The 16,940-nt window shown below is 67.7% G+C and carries 12 protein-coding genes and 1 pseudogene; 5 read left to right on the top strand and 8 right to left on the bottom strand.

Annotated elements, in window-relative coordinates; all coding sequences use genetic code 11:
• Positions 1–13 precede the first annotated feature (13 nt).
• Complete coding sequence (locus tag IBX22_RS25685) at positions 14–685, bottom strand: FadR/GntR family transcriptional regulator (protein WP_194818888.1); 672 nt, start codon at positions 683–685, stop codon at positions 14–16.
• A gap of 204 nt (positions 686–889) precedes the next feature.
• Here IBX22_RS25685 and IBX22_RS25690 point away from each other — a divergent pair.
• Positions 890–2,218: pseudogene (locus tag IBX22_RS25690) on the top strand (2-isopropylmalate synthase); the annotation flags it as partial.
• 77 nt (positions 2,219–2,295) lie between these two features.
• Positions 2,296–4,647: a LuxR C-terminal-related transcriptional regulator gene (locus IBX22_RS25695; RefSeq protein ID WP_228539433.1), complete on the top strand. Its 2,352-nt coding sequence runs from the start codon at positions 2,296–2,298 to the stop codon at positions 4,645–4,647.
• Positions 4,648–4,656: 9 nt separating this feature from the next.
• On the opposite strand, the gene IBX22_RS25700 is transcribed toward IBX22_RS25695, so the two are convergent.
• From IBX22_RS25700 to IBX22_RS25715, 4 genes are all read right to left on the bottom strand, one after another.
• A complete protein-coding gene (locus tag IBX22_RS25700) occupies positions 4,657–5,184 on the bottom strand; it encodes a DinB family protein (RefSeq protein ID WP_194818261.1) in 528 nt (175 codons plus the stop codon).
• A gap of 40 nt (positions 5,185–5,224) precedes the next feature.
• Complete coding sequence (locus IBX22_RS25705; RefSeq protein WP_194818262.1) at positions 5,225–6,079, bottom strand: alpha/beta fold hydrolase; 855 nt, start codon at positions 6,077–6,079, stop codon at positions 5,225–5,227.
• Positions 6,079–7,245 carry a 3-hydroxy-9,10-secoandrosta-1,3,5(10)-triene-9,17-dione monooxygenase oxygenase subunit gene (hsaA, locus tag IBX22_RS25710; RefSeq protein ID WP_194818263.1) on the bottom strand — a complete coding sequence of 389 codons (1,167 nt, stop codon included), beginning with the start codon at positions 7,243–7,245 and terminating at the stop codon, positions 6,079–6,081. Before hsaA ends, IBX22_RS25705 begins: the two co-directional genes overlap by 1 nt.
• Positions 7,246–7,354: 109 nt before the next feature.
• Positions 7,355–8,842, bottom strand: coding sequence for an FAD-dependent oxidoreductase (locus IBX22_RS25715; RefSeq protein WP_194818264.1), 1,488 nt, complete (start codon positions 8,840–8,842; stop codon positions 7,355–7,357).
• Between the two features lie 219 nt (positions 8,843–9,061).
• Here IBX22_RS25715 and IBX22_RS38160 point away from each other — a divergent pair, with 219 nt between their 5' ends.
• A complete protein-coding gene (locus IBX22_RS38160) occupies positions 9,062–11,488 on the top strand; it encodes a PEP-utilizing enzyme (RefSeq protein WP_194818265.1) in 2,427 nt (808 codons plus the stop codon).
• A 55-nt stretch (positions 11,489–11,543) separates the two neighbouring features.
• Positions 11,544–12,470 (top strand): tyrosine-protein phosphatase, encoded by a 927-nt coding sequence (locus IBX22_RS25725; protein ID WP_309234792.1) that lies wholly within the window; start codon positions 11,544–11,546, stop codon positions 12,468–12,470.
• On the opposite strand, the gene IBX22_RS25730 is transcribed toward IBX22_RS25725, so the two are convergent.
• The 3 genes from IBX22_RS25730 to IBX22_RS25740 form a co-directional block, all read right to left on the bottom strand.
• Complete coding sequence (locus IBX22_RS25730; protein WP_194818267.1) at positions 12,457–13,083, bottom strand: maleylpyruvate isomerase family mycothiol-dependent enzyme; 627 nt, start codon at positions 13,081–13,083, stop codon at positions 12,457–12,459. The genes IBX22_RS25725 and IBX22_RS25730 overlap by 14 nt on opposite strands.
• Positions 13,084–13,206: 123 nt before the next feature.
• The gene (locus IBX22_RS25735) at positions 13,207–14,925 is read right to left on the bottom strand and encodes an amidohydrolase family protein (RefSeq protein WP_194818268.1); all 1,719 of its coding nucleotides are present in this window, start codon (positions 14,923–14,925) and stop codon (positions 13,207–13,209) included.
• Between the two features lie 47 nt (positions 14,926–14,972).
• Complete coding sequence (locus tag IBX22_RS25740) at positions 14,973–16,013, bottom strand: zinc-dependent alcohol dehydrogenase family protein (protein ID WP_194818269.1); 1,041 nt, start codon at positions 16,011–16,013, stop codon at positions 14,973–14,975.
• A gap of 301 nt (positions 16,014–16,314) precedes the next feature.
• Between IBX22_RS25740 and IBX22_RS25745 the strand changes: the two genes are divergently transcribed.
• Entirely contained in the window at positions 16,315–16,803 is a 489-nt protein-coding gene (locus IBX22_RS25745; protein ID WP_194818270.1) for a hypothetical protein, read from the top strand.
• The last annotated feature ends 137 nt before the right edge of the window (positions 16,804–16,940 follow it).

A 16,940-nucleotide genomic window follows, 5' to 3' on the forward strand; every position in this document is an offset into this window, starting at 1 on the left:
CCCTCTGTTGTGATCACGAGAACGCGGCCTTCAGTCGAGTCAGGTGGGCGCGGCTGAATTCGGCTGCGGCGGCAGGCTTTCGGTGCGCGATGGCGTCGGTCAGGTGGATGTGCGCGTCGTGGTCGGCGGCTTCGGAGGGCACCGGGCGGATCTTCAGCATGTCGATCATCGCGATCCGCAGCCGGGGCAGGAAGCTGTCGAAGAGCTGGGTCAGCACATCGTTGTGAGCGGCGACGATCACGGCGCGATGAAATGCCATGTCCGCGTCCACATGGACGTCGATCGGCTCCCCATGCGCTTCCCTGGCGGCCAGCGCGCGCCGCATGGCGCGCAGATCGGCGGGGGTGCGGCGCTGAGCGGCGAGCGCCGCGGCCTCGGCCTCGATGGCGATCCGCGCTTCGATCACCGCGGCGATGGTGGCCCGGCGCAGCACCACGTCCCAATCCTCGGTGACATCGAGCGCGGTGACGAACACACCAGCACCCTGGCGGCTGTCGAGCACGCCCTTCCCGGCCAGCTCGCGAATCGCCTCACGCAGCGTCGAACGGCCGACCCCGAGCTGTGCGGCAAGGGTGGTTTCGCCTGGTAGACAGTGTCCCAACGGCCATTCACCGTCACGAACGCGGGCGAGCAACAGCTCGGCCGTCTGCGCCGCCAGCGGGTGGCGGCGGACTTGGGCGACCATCACGACCTCTCTACTTGTCTGAGGAGTTGTGTACAGTCTAACCATCATGCGCACCATGCTTCTGCTTAGCCGCCACGGCGGGGCCTGACCGACCGGCCGCCCGCCGTGGGGCTTCGTCGTGGCCGGTCACCATCGCTATTCGTGACAGGAAGCAGAACCTTGAGTACGCGCGTTTTTCCCTGGAATCGCCAAAAGCAGTCACCGATGCCCTCGCATCGATATCGCGACGTCTTCGACCGCGTGGAAGTGCCACTCACACAGCGTGATTGGCCCAGCGCCCGAATCACGCGGTCGCCGCTGTGGGTGTCCGTCGACCTGCGCGACGGCAACCAGGCACTGGCCGAACCCATGGACCCGGAGCGCAAACGACGCTTCTTCGAACTGCTGGTGGCCATGGGCTACAAGGAAATCGAGGTCGGCTATCCGTCCGCCTCGCAGACCGATTTCGATTTCGTCCGGCTGATCGCCGACACGGACCTGGCGCCCGAGGACGTCACGATCGTGGTATTCACCCCGGCGCGTGCGGATCTCATCGAACGCACGGTGGAGTCGGTGCGCGGCATCAGCAACGACGTGGTCATCCACATGTACACCGCGACCGCGCCGGCCTGGCGAAACATGGTGCTGGGCAAAGACAGGGCCGGACTGGGGGACCTGATCCGCGCGGGCGGACAGCGCATCCTCGACCTGGCCGGGCACCTGCCGAACGTGCGCTTCCAGTTCTCGCCCGAGGTGTTCAACCTGACCGAGCCGGACTACGTGCTCGACCTCTGCGATCGCATGACCACCCTGTGGGACGCGACTCCGCAGCGGCCGGTGACGCTGAATCTGCCTGCGACAGTGGAGGTCGCGACCCCCAACGTCTACGCCGACCAGATCGAATACATGCACAAGAACCTGGCCCGGCGCGACAGCGTCATCCTCTCGGTGCATCCGCACAACGATCGCGGCACCGGCATCGCCTGCGCGGAACTGGCCGTGCTGGCCGGCGCCCAGCGCGTGGAGGGTTGCGTCTTCGGCAACGGTGAACGCACCGGCAACGTCGATATCGCCACCCTGGCGCTGAACCTGCACGCGCAAGGGGTGGACCCGATGATCGACTTCTCCGATATCGACGAAATTCGTCGCGTCGTGGAGTACTGCACCCGCATGCCGCTCCACGAAAGGCACCCGTACGCAGGCGAGCTGGTGTACACCGCGTTCTCGGGCACGCACCAGGACGCGATCAAGAAGGGGTTCGCCGAACATCGTGCCCGCGCCGCCGCGACCGGTATCGCGGAGCGTGAACTCGATTGGCAGGTCCCGTATCTGCCGATCGATCCCGCGGATGTGGGCCGCAGCTACGAGGCGGTGATCCGAGTCAACTCGCAATCCGGCAAGGGCGGCATCGCCTATCTGCTGGACTCCGAATACGGCATCGACCTGCCGCGCGAGCTGCAGGTCGACTTCGCCCGGCGGGTGCAGGCGCACACCGAATCGACCGGTCGTGAAGTCACCGCCGTCGAGTTGCGCGAACTGTTCCAGGCGGCTTACCCGACGCTGGTCGAGGCTGCCAGACAATAGCTCGCTAATCGAGGTAGCGGCCGACATCTTGACGCAAAATGCTCGAGATGTCGGCCGGGCGTGCGAAGGTAATCGGCGTGGTGCGGCACGTGCAAGGGAACCTCCCGGCGGAGGTGACGAGCTTCGTCGGTCGTGGTGGCGAGGTGGCCGCGGCCAAAGGTCTGCTGTCCAGCACCCGGTTGCTCACTCTCACCGGGCCCGGTGGGGTAGGGAAAACGCGGCTGTCCCGGCAGGTCGGTGCCGCGGTGCGGCGGGCGTTTCCCGATGGCGTGTGGCTGGTCGAAGTGGCGCACGTGCACGACGGGGAACTGGTCGGGTTGAGCGTCGCGAACGCCCTCGGCCTGCGTGACGACACCAGCGCCCCGCTGGCCGGACTCATCGAATACCTGGCCGACAAGAGCCTGCTGCTGATCCTGGACAACTGCGAGCATCTCATCGACGCCTGCGCGGAGCTGGCCAGCCGGCTCATCCCCGCGACCACCGACGTGCGGATCCTCGCCACCAGCCGGGAACCGCTCGGCGTGGACGGTGAACAGATCATGCCGGTCGCGCCGCTGGCGGTGCCCGCGGTGGACGAGGAGGACAGCGGGGAGATCAGGGCGACGGCAGGCGGCGACGCGGTGAGCGAGCGCAGCGACGCGCTGCGGCTGCTCACCGAGCGGGCCTCGGCCGCGAATCCGGAGTTCCGGGTCACCGACGCCAATCGTGGTGCGCTGGCGGCGATTTGCCGCCGCCTCGACGGAATTCCGCTGGCGCTGGAGCTGGCGGCGCTGCGGCTGCGCATGTTCACTCCCGACCAGGTGCTGGCACGCCTGGACGACGCGATGCGGCTGCTGACCACCGGGTTGCGCACCGCACCCCGCCGGCAGCAGACACTGGAGGCGGCGATCCGGTGGAGTTACGACCTGTGCACGCCCGACGAACAGCGACTATGGGAGCAGCTGTCGGTGTTCGCCGGCGGCTTCGACCTGGATGCCGCCGAAGCCGTGTGTTTTCTGGAACCGCCTGCGGTGCTGCTGGATTCGCTGACCGGGCTGGTCGAGAAGTCGGTGCTCAACTACCGGCACGACAGCGACGGCAGCGGCCGCTACACCATGCTGGAGCCGCTGCGTCAGTTCGCGCTCGCCGAGCTCGCGGCGCACGGGGACGAGCGCGCGGTACGGATCCGGCATCGCGAACACTATTATCTGCTGGCCCATCGGGGGCGCACCGACTATTGGGGCAGTGGTGACGCCGACTGGTTCCGTGAAGTAACCCGCGAGCATCCCAATTTGCGTGCCGCGCTCCAGTTTTCACTCTCCGACCCGGACGGCGCGCACCGCGCCTTGGAAATCGCGAACGAGCTGCGGCCCTTCTGGGAGCACTACCGGTTCCTGCTGGAGGGTCACCGCTGGCTGGCGGAGGCGCTGGCAAAGGATCCACAGCCCAGCGTTGCCCGAGCGCGGGCGCTGGCCGCGGCCTCGGTGATCGCGGCCATGCTTTCCGACACCACGGAGGCCAACCGGTTCGCCGGTGAATGCGTCCAGCTGGCAACCGAATTGGACTCGGCTGAGGTGTTGGTCGAGCACAAGCTGTTGTCGGCTCTGCTGACCTTCGCGGCCAGTGATCCCTTCGGCGCGCTCGACATCGCGGTGCAGACAGCGGGGGAGGCGGAGGCGTGTGCGCATCATGGCGTGGAGATGGAGAGCTTGGCGTTCGCCTATGTCTGCGCGCTGATGGTGGCGGACGCCCGGGCCGATTCGATCGCGGAACGGTTCCTCGCGAAAACAGCCGACTATGGATCCCACCTGCTCGGTGGGCTGGCCTACTGGGCGTCGGGCACCAACCAGTGGCGAAATGGCAACCAGGACAAGGCTGTCGCGGAGTTACGCCGGGCGATGGAGCAGTTCCGGCTGTTCGATCGGTGTGTGTGGTCGGCGTCGGGGTTCGACGGGCTGGCCTGGGCGGCCTCGGCCCAGGGCGATTATGTCCGCGCGGCACGGTTGATGGGGGCCGCGGTGTCGGTCCGGCGCGGCAGCACCCATCAGCTGGCGCACGCGATGACCGGCGCCGTCGGTGACAAGGTTCGCCTCCAGGTCGCACATGCCATGGGCGACAGGGAATTCCAGGTCGCTTTCGACGCCGGCGCGGCGATGCCGCTGGACGAGGCGATGAGTTACGCGATCGGCGCCGAACCAGTTCCCGCGCCGGTGCCGAAAGCCGCTGCTGCGGATGTCCTCACGCGCCGGGAGAAGGACGTCGCCCGGCTGGTGGCCGCCGGTTACAGCAACAAGCGCATTGCCACCGAACTGGTGATCTCGATCCGCACCGCGGAGAGTCATATCGACCACATCCTCACCAAGCTCGGATTCGGTTCTCGCACACAGATTGCCGGGTGGGCGACGCAGCACCTGGTCTGAGGTGGTGGATTATTCGCCGGTCGCCCCGTCGATCGCCTCCCGGAGCAGATCCGCGTGCCCGTTGTGCCGCGCGTACTCCTCGATCATGTGCAGATACACCCAGCGCAGGCTGTACGGTTCGGTCCGGTCGGGGCGAGGGTGCGGGAAGGTGTGGTCCAGCGCCAGGTCTTTGACGGCCGCGTCGCATTTGATGATCTCATCCCGGAAGCGGGCGTAATCGCGTGCGCCGTCGGCGATTTCGAGGGCATTGAAGTCGGCATCGACATCGTTGTCGTAGTCATGGACATAGCCGACGTCCTTGCCCGCGGCGGTGCGCCGGAACCAGCCGCGCTCCACCTCGGTCATGTGCCGGACCAGGCCGAGCAGTGTGAGGTTGGAGGTGGGCAGGATGCGCAGCGCGAGCTGTTCGGCGCTGAGGCCGGAGCATTTCCAGAGCAGGGTGTCGCGGTGGTAGTCCAGGTAGGCCTGCAGTTGGGTGCGCTCGTCGCCGACGAGCGGGGGTTCGCGTCGATCGATATCGGGTGCCTTCCACGTCATCCGCCGACCCTAACCCGGTCGATCACCGCCCGCGACCGGGTTAACGCAGCCCGTGGACGAGGAAGTCGGTGACCGCGCGTTCGAAGGCGGCCTTGCGTTCGATCTGCACCCAGTGCCCGCACCGGCCGAACAGTCGCAGGTCCGCGTTGGGTAGCTGGCGCGAGGGCAGCAGCGCGCCCTCGGCGGGAGTCACCCGGTCGTCGCGGCCCCACAGCATGAGGACCTCGTTGCGCAGCCCGCGCAGCCGTGCCCACAACGGAACCTGGTCGGCGAGTGCGGGATCGGCGAAGGTGGCGTAGGCGTCGCGGAGGGCGGCGATGGCCGCCGGGTCGGCGGCGGTGCGCAACCTGGTGTCCACCAGTTCGTCGGTGAGGATCGACTGGTCGAACACCATGGTGCGCAGCCAGTCCAGTACTCGATCCCGGGTCGGGTCCATGGTGAAGTCGAGCAGGCGCCGAATCCCTTCGGACGGTTCGGGTCCCAGGACGTTCACCCCGACACCGCCGGGCGCCATGAGTACCAGCCGGTCGACGCGTTGCGAATGTTCCAGCGCCACAAGGGTTGCGACCGCGCCGCCCATCGAATTGCCCAGCAGGTGCGCGCTCGGCAGATCCAGTTGATCGAGCAAGCCGATGACCCCGTCGGCCGAGATCCGAAGATAGTTGCGCTCGTAGACTTCCGGGCGCGCACTGCCTCCGAACCCGGGCTGGTCCAGGATGAGGCACCGGAAGTGCTCGGCGAGCACCGGGAGGTTTCCGCCGAAATTCGCCCAGCCCGAGACCCCCGGCCCGGAACCGTGCAGCAGCACCAGCGGCGGACCCGAACCAGCCTCGTGGAAGCGAAGTTTCAGCCCGTCGGCGGTGACCCAGCGGGTAGTCGACTCCGCGGTCAGCATCAGAGCATCCGATCGACGACGAGCATCCCGAACTCGCCGCGCCCGAACATCGCCAGCGCCCGCTCCACATCGTTGATGACGTGCACGCTGCCCGCGTGCGCGTCCCGCCAATGCCGTTCGATCGGATTGGGTTTGCGAATCGAATGCCCGCCGGAATTGTCGAACAGCAGCTCGATCGCCTGGATCGACCGCTCGGTGCCACGCACCTGATCGCGGCGGGTCCGCAGGCGCACCGACTGCGGAATCTCCTCGCCCGCTTCGGCATAGCGCAGCAGCTCGGAGATATTGCGTTCCATCTGCAGGATCGCCGCATCGATTTCCGAGGCCGCCCGCGCCACCCGGACCTGCGCGAAGCCATCGTCGGCGACCTTCTGCCCGCCGTAGGACAGCCGCACCCGGTCCCGCATGCGCTCGATGTGCGCCTCGTAGGCGCCCTCGGCGGCCCCGATGATGGGCGCGACGATAGTATTGGAGAACACCGCCGCGAACGGAATCTTGTACAGCGGAGCGGGATTCGCCTCCTGGCCCGGCCCGCGCAGCTCGGACTGCTCCTGCGCGCTGAAGGCCCGATGGTGCGGGACGAAGGCTTTGCCGATGACGATGTCGTTGCTGCCGGTGCCGGACAGGCCCACCACATGCCACACGTCATCGATCTCGTAGTCCGCGCGCGGCACCAGAATCGTCAAATAGGTGGTGGGGTCGCCGTTTTCGTCCGGCGCTATCGCGCCCAGGAACACCCACTCGGCGTGCGCGCAGCCGGAGGAGAAGCTCCAGCGGCCGGTCACCTCATAGCCGCCCTCGACCGGCGTCAGCTTTCCGGTAGGCGCGTACGACGACGAGATCAGCGTGTCCGGGTTCTCGCCCCACACGTCTTCCTGCGCCTGCAGCGGGAACAGCGCCAGCTGCCACGGGTGCACGCCGAGCACCGACGACACCCACCCGGTGGACGGGCAGGCCGCCGCGATCGCCCGGATCACCTCGTAGAACGCCACCGGCGACACCTCGTCACCGCCGAACCGCGACGGCTGCAACATCCGGAACACGCCGGCCTCGGTCAATTCCCGGATGCTCTCCACCGGCACCTGCCGCTGCCGGTCGGTCTCCGCGGCCCGCTCCCGGATCCCCGGCAGCAGATCCCGAACCCGATCGAGCACCTTGTTGGTCATGACGGGCGTCCTCCTGCATTCCGGGAATAAGATTCGGCACCTCCAGGATCGCGCACCAGACGCGCAGATCATGCCGTTTCCCCGACGTTATGCCGGAATATCCAGCGGGTCAGTGCCCAGTCCCGATGATCGGAACCGATAGCCGGTCGGTCGCTGTCGCCGCGGCGCCCGCGCGGCGGCCGAAGTAGGTGCCGTCGCCGAGGGACGTGCCGCTGATATAGCCCTCGCCGTGCAAGCCCGCGCTGGCTCGGCCGGCGGCGTAGAGGCCCGGGATCGGGGTGCCGTCGAGGTGCAGGACTTCGCCGTCGACGGTGGTGTGCAGGCCGCCGAGGGTGAAGACCGACGCGCCGGTGCCGCGGCGGGCGGTGGTCTGCCCGGGTGGGCGGACACCGGCTTTGATGTCGATGGCGGCCAGTGGGGGAGTGAGTGGGCGTAGCCAGCGGGATGACTTGTGGAAGTCGGGATCTGTTCCGCCCGCCGCGAATTCGTTGTATCTGGCCAGTGTGGCTTCGAGTGCGCCTGCTGGAAGCCCGAGCAGAGCGCCCAGTTCGTCGGGGGTTTCGGCGACGTGGGTGGGCTGGACGCCCCAGCGCTGGGGTTCGGGCACTTCCTCGTAGGCCTGCTCGTCGAGGATCACCCAGATGTCCATGTCCTGGCGGAAGAGCGCGGCTTGGCCGATGCGGCCGGGGTAGGTGTCCTCGGTGACGAAGCGCTGGCCGCGGCCGTTGACCACCAGGCCGCGGGCGGCGAATCCGGGCACCAGGGAGACCCCGACCTGGCCGGTGGACATGTGCCGCACGGCCGCGCCGATGGCTTGGGCCATGCGGATGCCGCTGCCGTCGTCGGTGCCCGCGCTCACCTTGGTGTGGCCGAGCAGGCGTGGGGCGTGCGCGGCCAGCATCTGATCGTTGTCGACGAAACCGCCGGTTGTGAGGATGATTCCGCGGCGGGCCCGGACGGTGAGCTCCTGGCCGTACCTGCGAGCCCGGACGCCGACCGCCGAACCATTCTCAGCGGCAATCAGATCCGTCACAGCCGTGTCGTACTGCGCTGTCACCCCGGCGGATTCGGCCGCTGAGACGAGCACGTCCATCAGGAGTTTCCCGCCGAAATCCTGTGCCGTGGGCCGATGTCCGCGCGGGGCCGGGGCCGCGAGTTCGGCGAACGGCCAACTGTTCTCACCCAGCCACATGAGCCCGTCGTCGGTGGGTGGCACCCAGGTCGGGGAATCCCAGAGGCTCGGTTTGAACGGCACCCCACGCTCGACCAGCCAATGGAAGTGATCGACACTGTGGGCGCTGTACAGCGCGATCTTCTGCTCGTCGGCGCCAGGCCCCAGCGCGGCGCGCAAGAACGCCGCCATCTGCTCAGGGCTGTCGTCGAACCCGCAGGCGCGCTGGATCGGGGTGCCGCCACCGAGGTAGATCTCACCCCCGGACAGGGCCGAAGCGCCACCCGGCCCGCCTGCTTTGTCGAGTACGAGGACTTCCGCGCCCGCGGACGCAGCTTCGAATGCCGCTGCGGCACCAGCACATCCGTATCCGACAACCAGGACATCGGTCTCGAGATCGTAGTGCGACGGCTCGCTCGCGTTCATCGCCGCGCTCCGTGGTGTTCGGTGACAGGTTCGATCGCGGGTGCCTCGTTCATAACCGCCAGATTCGCTGCTTCCGTCTGCTCAATGAGGAACCCATCTCGGTGGGCAAGGACGGCCGACCGCTCAGTGGGACTGGGTTCCGTCGCGTCCCAGCGCACTCGCGACAGTGTGTGAACGGCGTCACTTTCACAAACCGGGCGCAGTGAGGAGCGGAAGTCGATGCGGGTCCTGATCACCGGAGTCACCGAACCCAGCGGTCGTGCCGTAGCGCGCATGCTGTTGGCCGCCGGGCATGAGGTGGCGGGGCTGGACCAGCGGTGGCATCGCTTCGTCGATCCGCGCGTGCAGTTCACCGAAGGCAATCCCGCCGATCCGGCGGTGTGCGCCAAGGCTGTCGCCGAGTGCGCGACGGTGATCCATCTGGCCGGGCCCGGGGTTTCGGCGATCGCCGACGCGGTGCGCGAAGCCGATGCGCACCTGGTGGTTCCAGTGGTGGCCGGGGTGCGGTCGGCGGGCGTGCCCGAGGCCGAAATCGTTCAGAGCCTGAAGGATTCGGGAGCCGAACACCTCCTGGTTCGTACCGCGCTGGTCGCGGGCCGCCGCATCGGGCACCAGACCCGGCGCGCCCTCGAACCGATCTTGGGCTCCCGCTCGGAGCAGAACTTCCAGCTCCTGCACACCGACGACCTGGAACGCTTCCTGGTGCTGGCCGCGACCGCACCGCGTGTCGGCGTCGTCGAACTCGCCGCCCCCGGTGTGGTCACCACCGCGCAGGTGCGGGAAGTGATGCGCGACAAGGGCGTTCGCTATTCCGCATGGGTACCCGGCTGGTCGGCGCGCAGGCCGCTGCTGAACCCGGCCGCGGCGCAGGAGGACTGGGGTTTCCGCTGCGGCTGGACCGCTCACGAGGTCGCCGCCGACCTGGTGCGCGGAATGGTCGGGCGCAAACCCGCGGGTGGCGATTTCCGGACCCGTCGCGGCGCGATTCCCCTGCCCGGCCACGTGATTCCCGCTCGCGCGCGCACCTCCGACAACCACGAACTGGCCGACGTCGCTCCCGAAGGCCTGGAGGGCGAATTCGACGACCGAGTCGACCCGCGCTACCCGGTGCACACCGCGACCAACACCTCCGAGGCCCTGCCGGGCCCGCTCACCCCGCTGACCATCGATCTGCACGCCGGCGCCATCCGGCTCGCCAACGAGGCCATGGGCACCATGATCGCCCTCGACGGAATCGCGCTGGAGCACTGGACAAGTCGCGTCACCACGGTGCTCGGCCATCACATCTACATCAACGCCTCCATCGGCGTGCTGGCCGCGGAGAACATGCCCGGCTGGGACGAGGAGAGCATCCGCCGCGACGCCTACGGCAATATTCCCGACGAGATCCCGCTGACCCCGCACGGCAAACCGCCCATGCCGACCGGCCTCGGCAGTGTCGCGGGCACCTGGCGCGCCACCTCCCGGGTGATCGCCACCGCCCGCCGCTTCGGCGCCACCGCCGAACTGATCAACGCCGCCGCGAAGGCCGAAGCGCTGGACGCCGAGGCGATTCACGAACTCGCCGACGAACAGCTGCATGTGCGCGCCCTGCTCTGGCGTGACCGGCTGTATCAGGCCTGGCAGGCGGCCTCGATCGGCGTCATGATGACCGGCGCGGCCACCGCCGTCCACGCCCGCGGCAAGAACGCGGGCGAGGTCCCGATCGACCTGCGTCGCCTGGAGTCGGCGAAACCGATGCTCGCGGTGGAACGCCTCGCCGAGATCTGCCGTGCCGATCCGGATCTGCGCGAACTCGCCCGCGCCGGCGACGTCGCCGGGGCCCGCGCGAAGTCGGCTGCCTTCGCTACAGCCTTGGACGAGGAACTGGCCGAGGTCGCCCACCGCGGCCCCGGTGAATGCGAACTGATCAACCCGACCTTCGGTGACAAGCCCACCCTGTTGGTCAACGCGGCCGCCCGCGCAGCCGAAATGCCCGCTCCGAAAAGGGAACCCGTAGATCAGTCGCCGGGTCGGACCGCTCGCATGGCCGCGGGAGCGACCGTCGCCCGGGAACGCGCCCGCGACGCCGTCGTCCGGATCAACCACTGCCTGCGCATCGCGGTGCGCGAACGTGGCGCCCGCCTCGTCGATGCCGGTGTGCTCCGCGTCCCCGAAGACGCATACTTCCTCACCTTGGACGAAATCTTCGTTCCTCCAGCCGATGTCGCGGGCCTGGTCACGCGCCGGAAGGCCGAGCGCGAACGCCTGAAGGCGCTCCGCATGCCCGATGTCATTGCCGGGCACTGGGAACCGGTCGCCGACGCGGGCGCGCTGGCCGCCGACGAAAGCCTCACCGGCATCGGCGTCTGCCCCGGCGTCGTGGAGGGCCGGGTGAAACTCGTGCTCTCCCTGGACGATGACATCGAGCCCGGCGACATCCTGGTCGCCTCGGTCACCGACACCGGCCACACCGCCATGTTCGCCTACGCGGCGGCCGTGGTCACCGACATCGGCGGCTCCGCCTCACACGCCGCCATCGTCGCCCGGGAGTTCGGCATCCCCTGCGTGGTCGACACCAAGACCGCCACCACCAGCCTCTCGGACGGCCAGCGCGTCCGCGTCGACGGGGCCGCGGGCACCGTCACCCTGCTCGCCGACGCCTGAGGCGCACCCCTGCTTGGGCCCGTGTTCGTGGCTCATGATCGAAAGGAACCCGCTCGTGACTTTCTCGCGCGCACTCCGCGGCACCGTTGCCGCATCCGCTGCCTTGTTCATCGGTGTTCTACCGCTGAATATTCCTGTGGCACTAGCAGATTCGGCCGCCGTACCGGTGCTCCGGGCGCCCGGCCAGGCCGACCGCCCGATGGGTCTGCCACACGCACCCAACGCTCGCGACATCGGCGGCTACCCGGTGACCGGCGGCGGCAAGCTGAAGTTCGGCCAGGTGTTCCGCGCCGACGCGCTGGACACACTGGATGCCGGTGAACAGGCCAAGCTCGAGGCCTTGAAGATCACCGGAGCCATCGACTTCCGCAGCCCGACCGAGGTGGCCGCCGCGCCCGACAAGCTGCCGGCCTCGATTCCGCGCATCGAACTACCGGTGTACGACCCCGCCAACGACTTCTACATCATGATCTCTCAGATCATCGGCAGCGGCCCGGAGAAGCAGCAGGAAACCCTCGGCAACGGCAAAGCCGCCGAGATCATGCGGACCTACTACCGCTGGTTCATCACCAACCCGACCGCCCGCGGTCAGTTCAGCACCGCGCTGCGCAGCATCGCCACCGCGCCCGGCCCGATCCTGTTCCACTGCACCGCCGGCAAGGACCGGACCGGCTTGATGACCGCCATCATCATGGAGGCGCTCGGCGTCGCGAAAGGTCAGATCTACCAGGACTTCCTGGAGTCCAACGACAACCTCGCCGCCGAGAACGAGGCGCTGCTGTCCGCGCTGGAGGCCCGTGGCCTGATCAAGGATCGCGCTCTGCTGATCCCGATCGTCGGCGTGCAGCGCGACTACCTCGACTCCTCCTTCGACCAGATCAAGCAGTCCTACGGATCGTTCGAGAAGTTCCTCAGCGAGGGCCTCGGGATCGACGCGGCGACCCTGGACGCGCTGAAGACCAAGCTGGTCAGCAAGAGGTGAACCGGCCTGCCGCCGCGCCGTGCAAGTGACCTGGCGGCAGTTTCCGGCCGCACTGCACCAGCAGCAGGTCCTGGGCGCGTCCGGTCAGTGGCTCGCCGGAGCCGTAGGTCCAGTCCATGTCGTCGGCGCGCAATTCGACGCCGTTCAGGTCGACGCCGAAGAACTTTATGCTCTTGGGCGATTGCTCGCTGATCACATACCGCAGCCGGTCTTCCGGGACGACGCGATCGAGTCCCAGCGCCACAGTGATGTCGAGCCCGTGGATGATGTCGTGACCGAGTGCGTCCTCGAACTTGCCGCCCGGCGGCTTCCAGGGGTGGGTGATGTTGTCGCGCAGGCATTTCACGAAGGCCGCCGACGAGATGTCGGCGGTCTCCCTGCGGGCCACGCGGTCCGCCATCTTATTGAAGTTGCCGCGCGCCTTCATCATCTCGAGCCCGAACGTAGGGAGCGACATCCGGAACGGCATGGTGATGTGGGCGACCACCTCCCGCACCCGCCACCCGGCGCACAAGGACGGCTTGTCCCATTCGCTCTCGTCGAGTCCGGCCAAAATATCGGCCAGCTCGCCCCGTTCCGCCTCGATCGCCTTGCGTACGTCACCTTCGGTCATCGGCACTCCTCGGTTCGGTCGAAACTCTCCTCGAATCAGGACGGTGCGAGACAGGCAGAATCATCGGATACGGCTAGGACGATTACCTGAAACGCTGGCTGTTCACGCCACGAGCCGGAGCTTTCAGCGGGCGCGTAGGAATGTTCCCGCATGCAGGTCGGTGCCGAAACCTTTTGCGAATTTCCCGTACTCGTAGAGCAGGTGCCCGTTCACCAGTGTGGCGGCGACGGCGCGGTCGTTGCGGTTGACCATCCGCCGCACGTCGATGCCGGGCATCGGCGCTTCGGCATAGGCGGCGCTGGATCCGTCGAAACCGGCCGGATCGATCACCGTGATATCGGCGCGCGCACCCTCACGCAGCTGACCGGCGTCGAGTCCGTACCAGTCGGCGAGCTCGCCGGTGAGCCGATGGACGGCCTGCTCGATCGGCATGAAACCGCGCTGATGCACCCGTTCGAGCAGGCGCAGACCGAAGTTGTAGAACGCCATATTCCGCAGGTGCGCACCGGAATCGGCGAATCCGACCTGCACCTGCGGTGACAGTTGCAGCCGGTCCAGCACGTCGTCGCGATCGTTGGCGATGACCGTGCGCCAGCGCAGGGCGGAGCCGTGCGCGACGGTCAGATCGAGCAGCGCGTCGGCGGGATGGATGCCGCGTTCGTCGGCGACCTGGCCGAAGGATTTACCGATCACCGCGGCGTCCGGGCACCCCACGATCTCCGCGTCGTAGAGATTCCGGTGCCACACCCGTGGCCCGAAGCGCTTGCCGAGATCCTTACGGAACCGGCGACGGTAGCCCTCGTCCGCGAGCAACTCGCTCCGCCGCATGACGTCACGAATGTTCAAAGCCGCTACACCGGAACCGAATTCCTCGAACACCACCAGGTCGACGCCGTCGGCATACACCTCGAACGGCACCGGCAGATGCTGCCAGCGGAACCGCGCACCACCCAGCTTGTTGGACAGCCAGGCCGCGGCGACAGCGGCGCGGGCGGTGGTCCGGTCGGCCTTCACATCGGCGGCGGCGATCAGCGTGGTCTTCAACGGCCGGCGGAACCGCCCCGCGCTCTGGGCGAAGTACCGCGCCATCTCCAGCCGCGAGGTGAGCGTCGGCGTGCTCTGATGCACCCGATTGCGTTGCCGCAGAATCTCATTCAGCGCGGCGTACTCTCGCCAGCTGGCGTATGTCGAAGGCAACTGCCGAGTGGGATAGCGCTTACCTTCCAGCTTGGAGAACGAGCTGCGGATAGTGGACAATCCGACGAACCCGGCATCCAGTGCGTCGATCAGCATGTGGCGCATGCGATCCAGCTCGGCCGCGGTCGGCTCCACATTCCCATCGACCGCCCGCTCCAACCCCATGACGGCGACACGGATATCCGAATGCCCGAGCAGCGCAGCCACATTCGCGCCGAGCGGCCGCCCCGCCAGCGACGCGGCATAGGACTTCGGATCGTCCCAATCCTTATGCTCCTTCACCGCCGCATTGACCGCGTCCCAGGGCAGCGCCTCCACACGCGCGAACATATCGGCGCAATCCTCCGCGTCGGCGTAAACCGTGGACAGCGAACAATTCCCGAACACCACCGTCGTCACGCCGTGCCGCACCGATTCCCCCAGCCCAGGGCTCCCGAGCACCTCCGCGTCATAGTGGGTGTGCACATCGAGCATCCCGGGCATCACCCATTTCCCCGCCGCCTCGATCGTGCGCACCCCGTCGGGCAGCCCTTCCCCGATCGCAACAACTTTGCCGTCAGTGACCCCGACATCGGCAACCCGAGGCGCACTACCCGCCCCGTCGAACACCGTCCCGCCGCGAATCACCACATCGCACCGCGTCATCGCAGGCCCCTCACATTGCTCGAGATATCCGGTACCCCCGGTATGCCCTACATGCTCCCACGCATCGCGTCACCCTGTGACGCCATCGACGCCTCTCGAGCGCCGCTCGGACGAATCTGGATCTTTCGGCCCACCCCGTTGCGGAAAGCCTGGAGCGCATCCGGAAACTCGTCGAGCCCGAAGGTGTGCGTGATCATGGTTTCGGCATCGATCGCGCCCTTGCCCATGAGTTCCACTGCGCGCCCGAAACTTCCGAGCACCGCCATCGAACCGATGATGCTGATCTCGTCGTTGTAGATCCGGAACGGCGACACCGCCGCGGTCGCCGCGCCCGGCGCCACCCCGAACTGTTGAAACACCCCGCCTCGCCGGACCCGTGTCAACCCGTCTTCGATCGCCGCGATTGCCCCGGTGCAGTCGATTACGACTTCCCAACCTCGAGCCCGGTCGAACTCTTCGGCCCCAGTCGCAATCGCATCGGCGCCCAACTTCGCCGCCACCTCGAGCCGCGCGGTGTTCACATCCACCACCGACACCGAAGCGGCCCCGGCTATTCGCGCCAGCTGCAACATCAACAAGCCCATCGTCCCCGCCCCGTACAGCAGATAGTGCGCTCCGAGCGTCCGTGGCAACCGGTCGAACCCGTGCACCGCGCACGACAGCGGCTCCACCAACGCCCCGTGCGTCATCGGCATCCCCTCCGGCAACCGATAACAGTTGGCCGCCGGCACCGCCACATACTCGGCCATCGCCCCATCCACGGTGTCGCCGATGGCACCCCATCGCTCACACAGATTCCCGCGCCCGATCCCGCAGTAATGGCAAGCCCCGCAGAACAACGACGGGTCCACCGCCACCCGATCCCCAACCCGCCATTCGCCCGCCGCTGTCACGATCTCCCCGGCGAATTCATGCCCGGGCACAATCGGATACGGCGTCGGCGGAAACTCCCCTTCGACAATGTGCACGTCGGTCCCGCAGATCCCGACCGCATGAACCCGCACCACCACCTCCCCGGCCTGGGGCGCCGGATCCGGCACCTCCCGCACCGAGAACCGCCCAGGCGTCTCCACCACCACCGCGCGCATCCCTCTACCTTGCACCCGCACCTGGCGCACCGGCCGCATTTCTCCCGGTTCCCGCCTCGATGTCGCCGGTCGCCCGTGGTCCGGATTGGTTAAGTGGGACACCACCGGGGGCTTTCTCGGCGGATGCCTCGACCATGTCCCACTTGGCAAGTCGCGCTACGTCGGGTGAGGTATGCGATGTGGTGGTGGGTGGGATCGGGCACACTGGTGCCGTGTCCAGCGTGGTCGATATGGCAGCAGCACGGTTTCCCGGCGGGATCCGGCGGTCGGCGGCGCTGTCCGGTATGGGGTGCCAGGCGGGGTGAACGACAGAGCGAGCGACGAATTCGAGCTCCGGGTTCGGACCGGCGAGGGGATCACGCTGGATGCGCTGACCGAGCCCATGCTCGACGACCTCCTCGACGCACAGGCTCCGCCGGCGGAGCCGTATCTCGAGATCGAACGCGGGAGCGGCCAGTCGATTCGGGCTCGTCTGCTCCCAGATCTCGTCTACCAGTTGAGCCATCATTCCGAGGCCGGGGAGTTCGAGCTCTACACCTCCGACCCGACCCTGGTCCGCGACATCCTGTGGGCCTGGGTCGACGAGGAACCGTGGTGGCTGGACCGCGTCGCCTGGTCACCCGTCGACCCGGCGATCGCCGAAATCGAATCCATGCGCCAGGAAATGACCGGCATGCTGGACGGTATGTCGCTGCTGGATGACCTCGGTGCGACCATGGACGACGCCCTCGCCCGCGCCGACGAACTTCTCGAAATGGATTGGGAAGCAACAGATCCCGACCTGTCCTGAATTGCGATGCAGCGGTGCGGGTTGCCGCGGCACGTTGCGATCCGGCCGCCGTTCGCTCGATCGAGCCCAAACCGCCTGCGCCCCCTGGTATCTGTAGATCCGTCGACATCTCCGACCACCCAGCTGCGGGAGGCACG

The sequence above is a fragment of the Nocardia sp. XZ_19_385 genome, from assembly GCF_015355755.1.
Lineage (GTDB): Bacteria > Actinomycetota > Actinomycetes > Mycobacteriales > Mycobacteriaceae > Nocardia.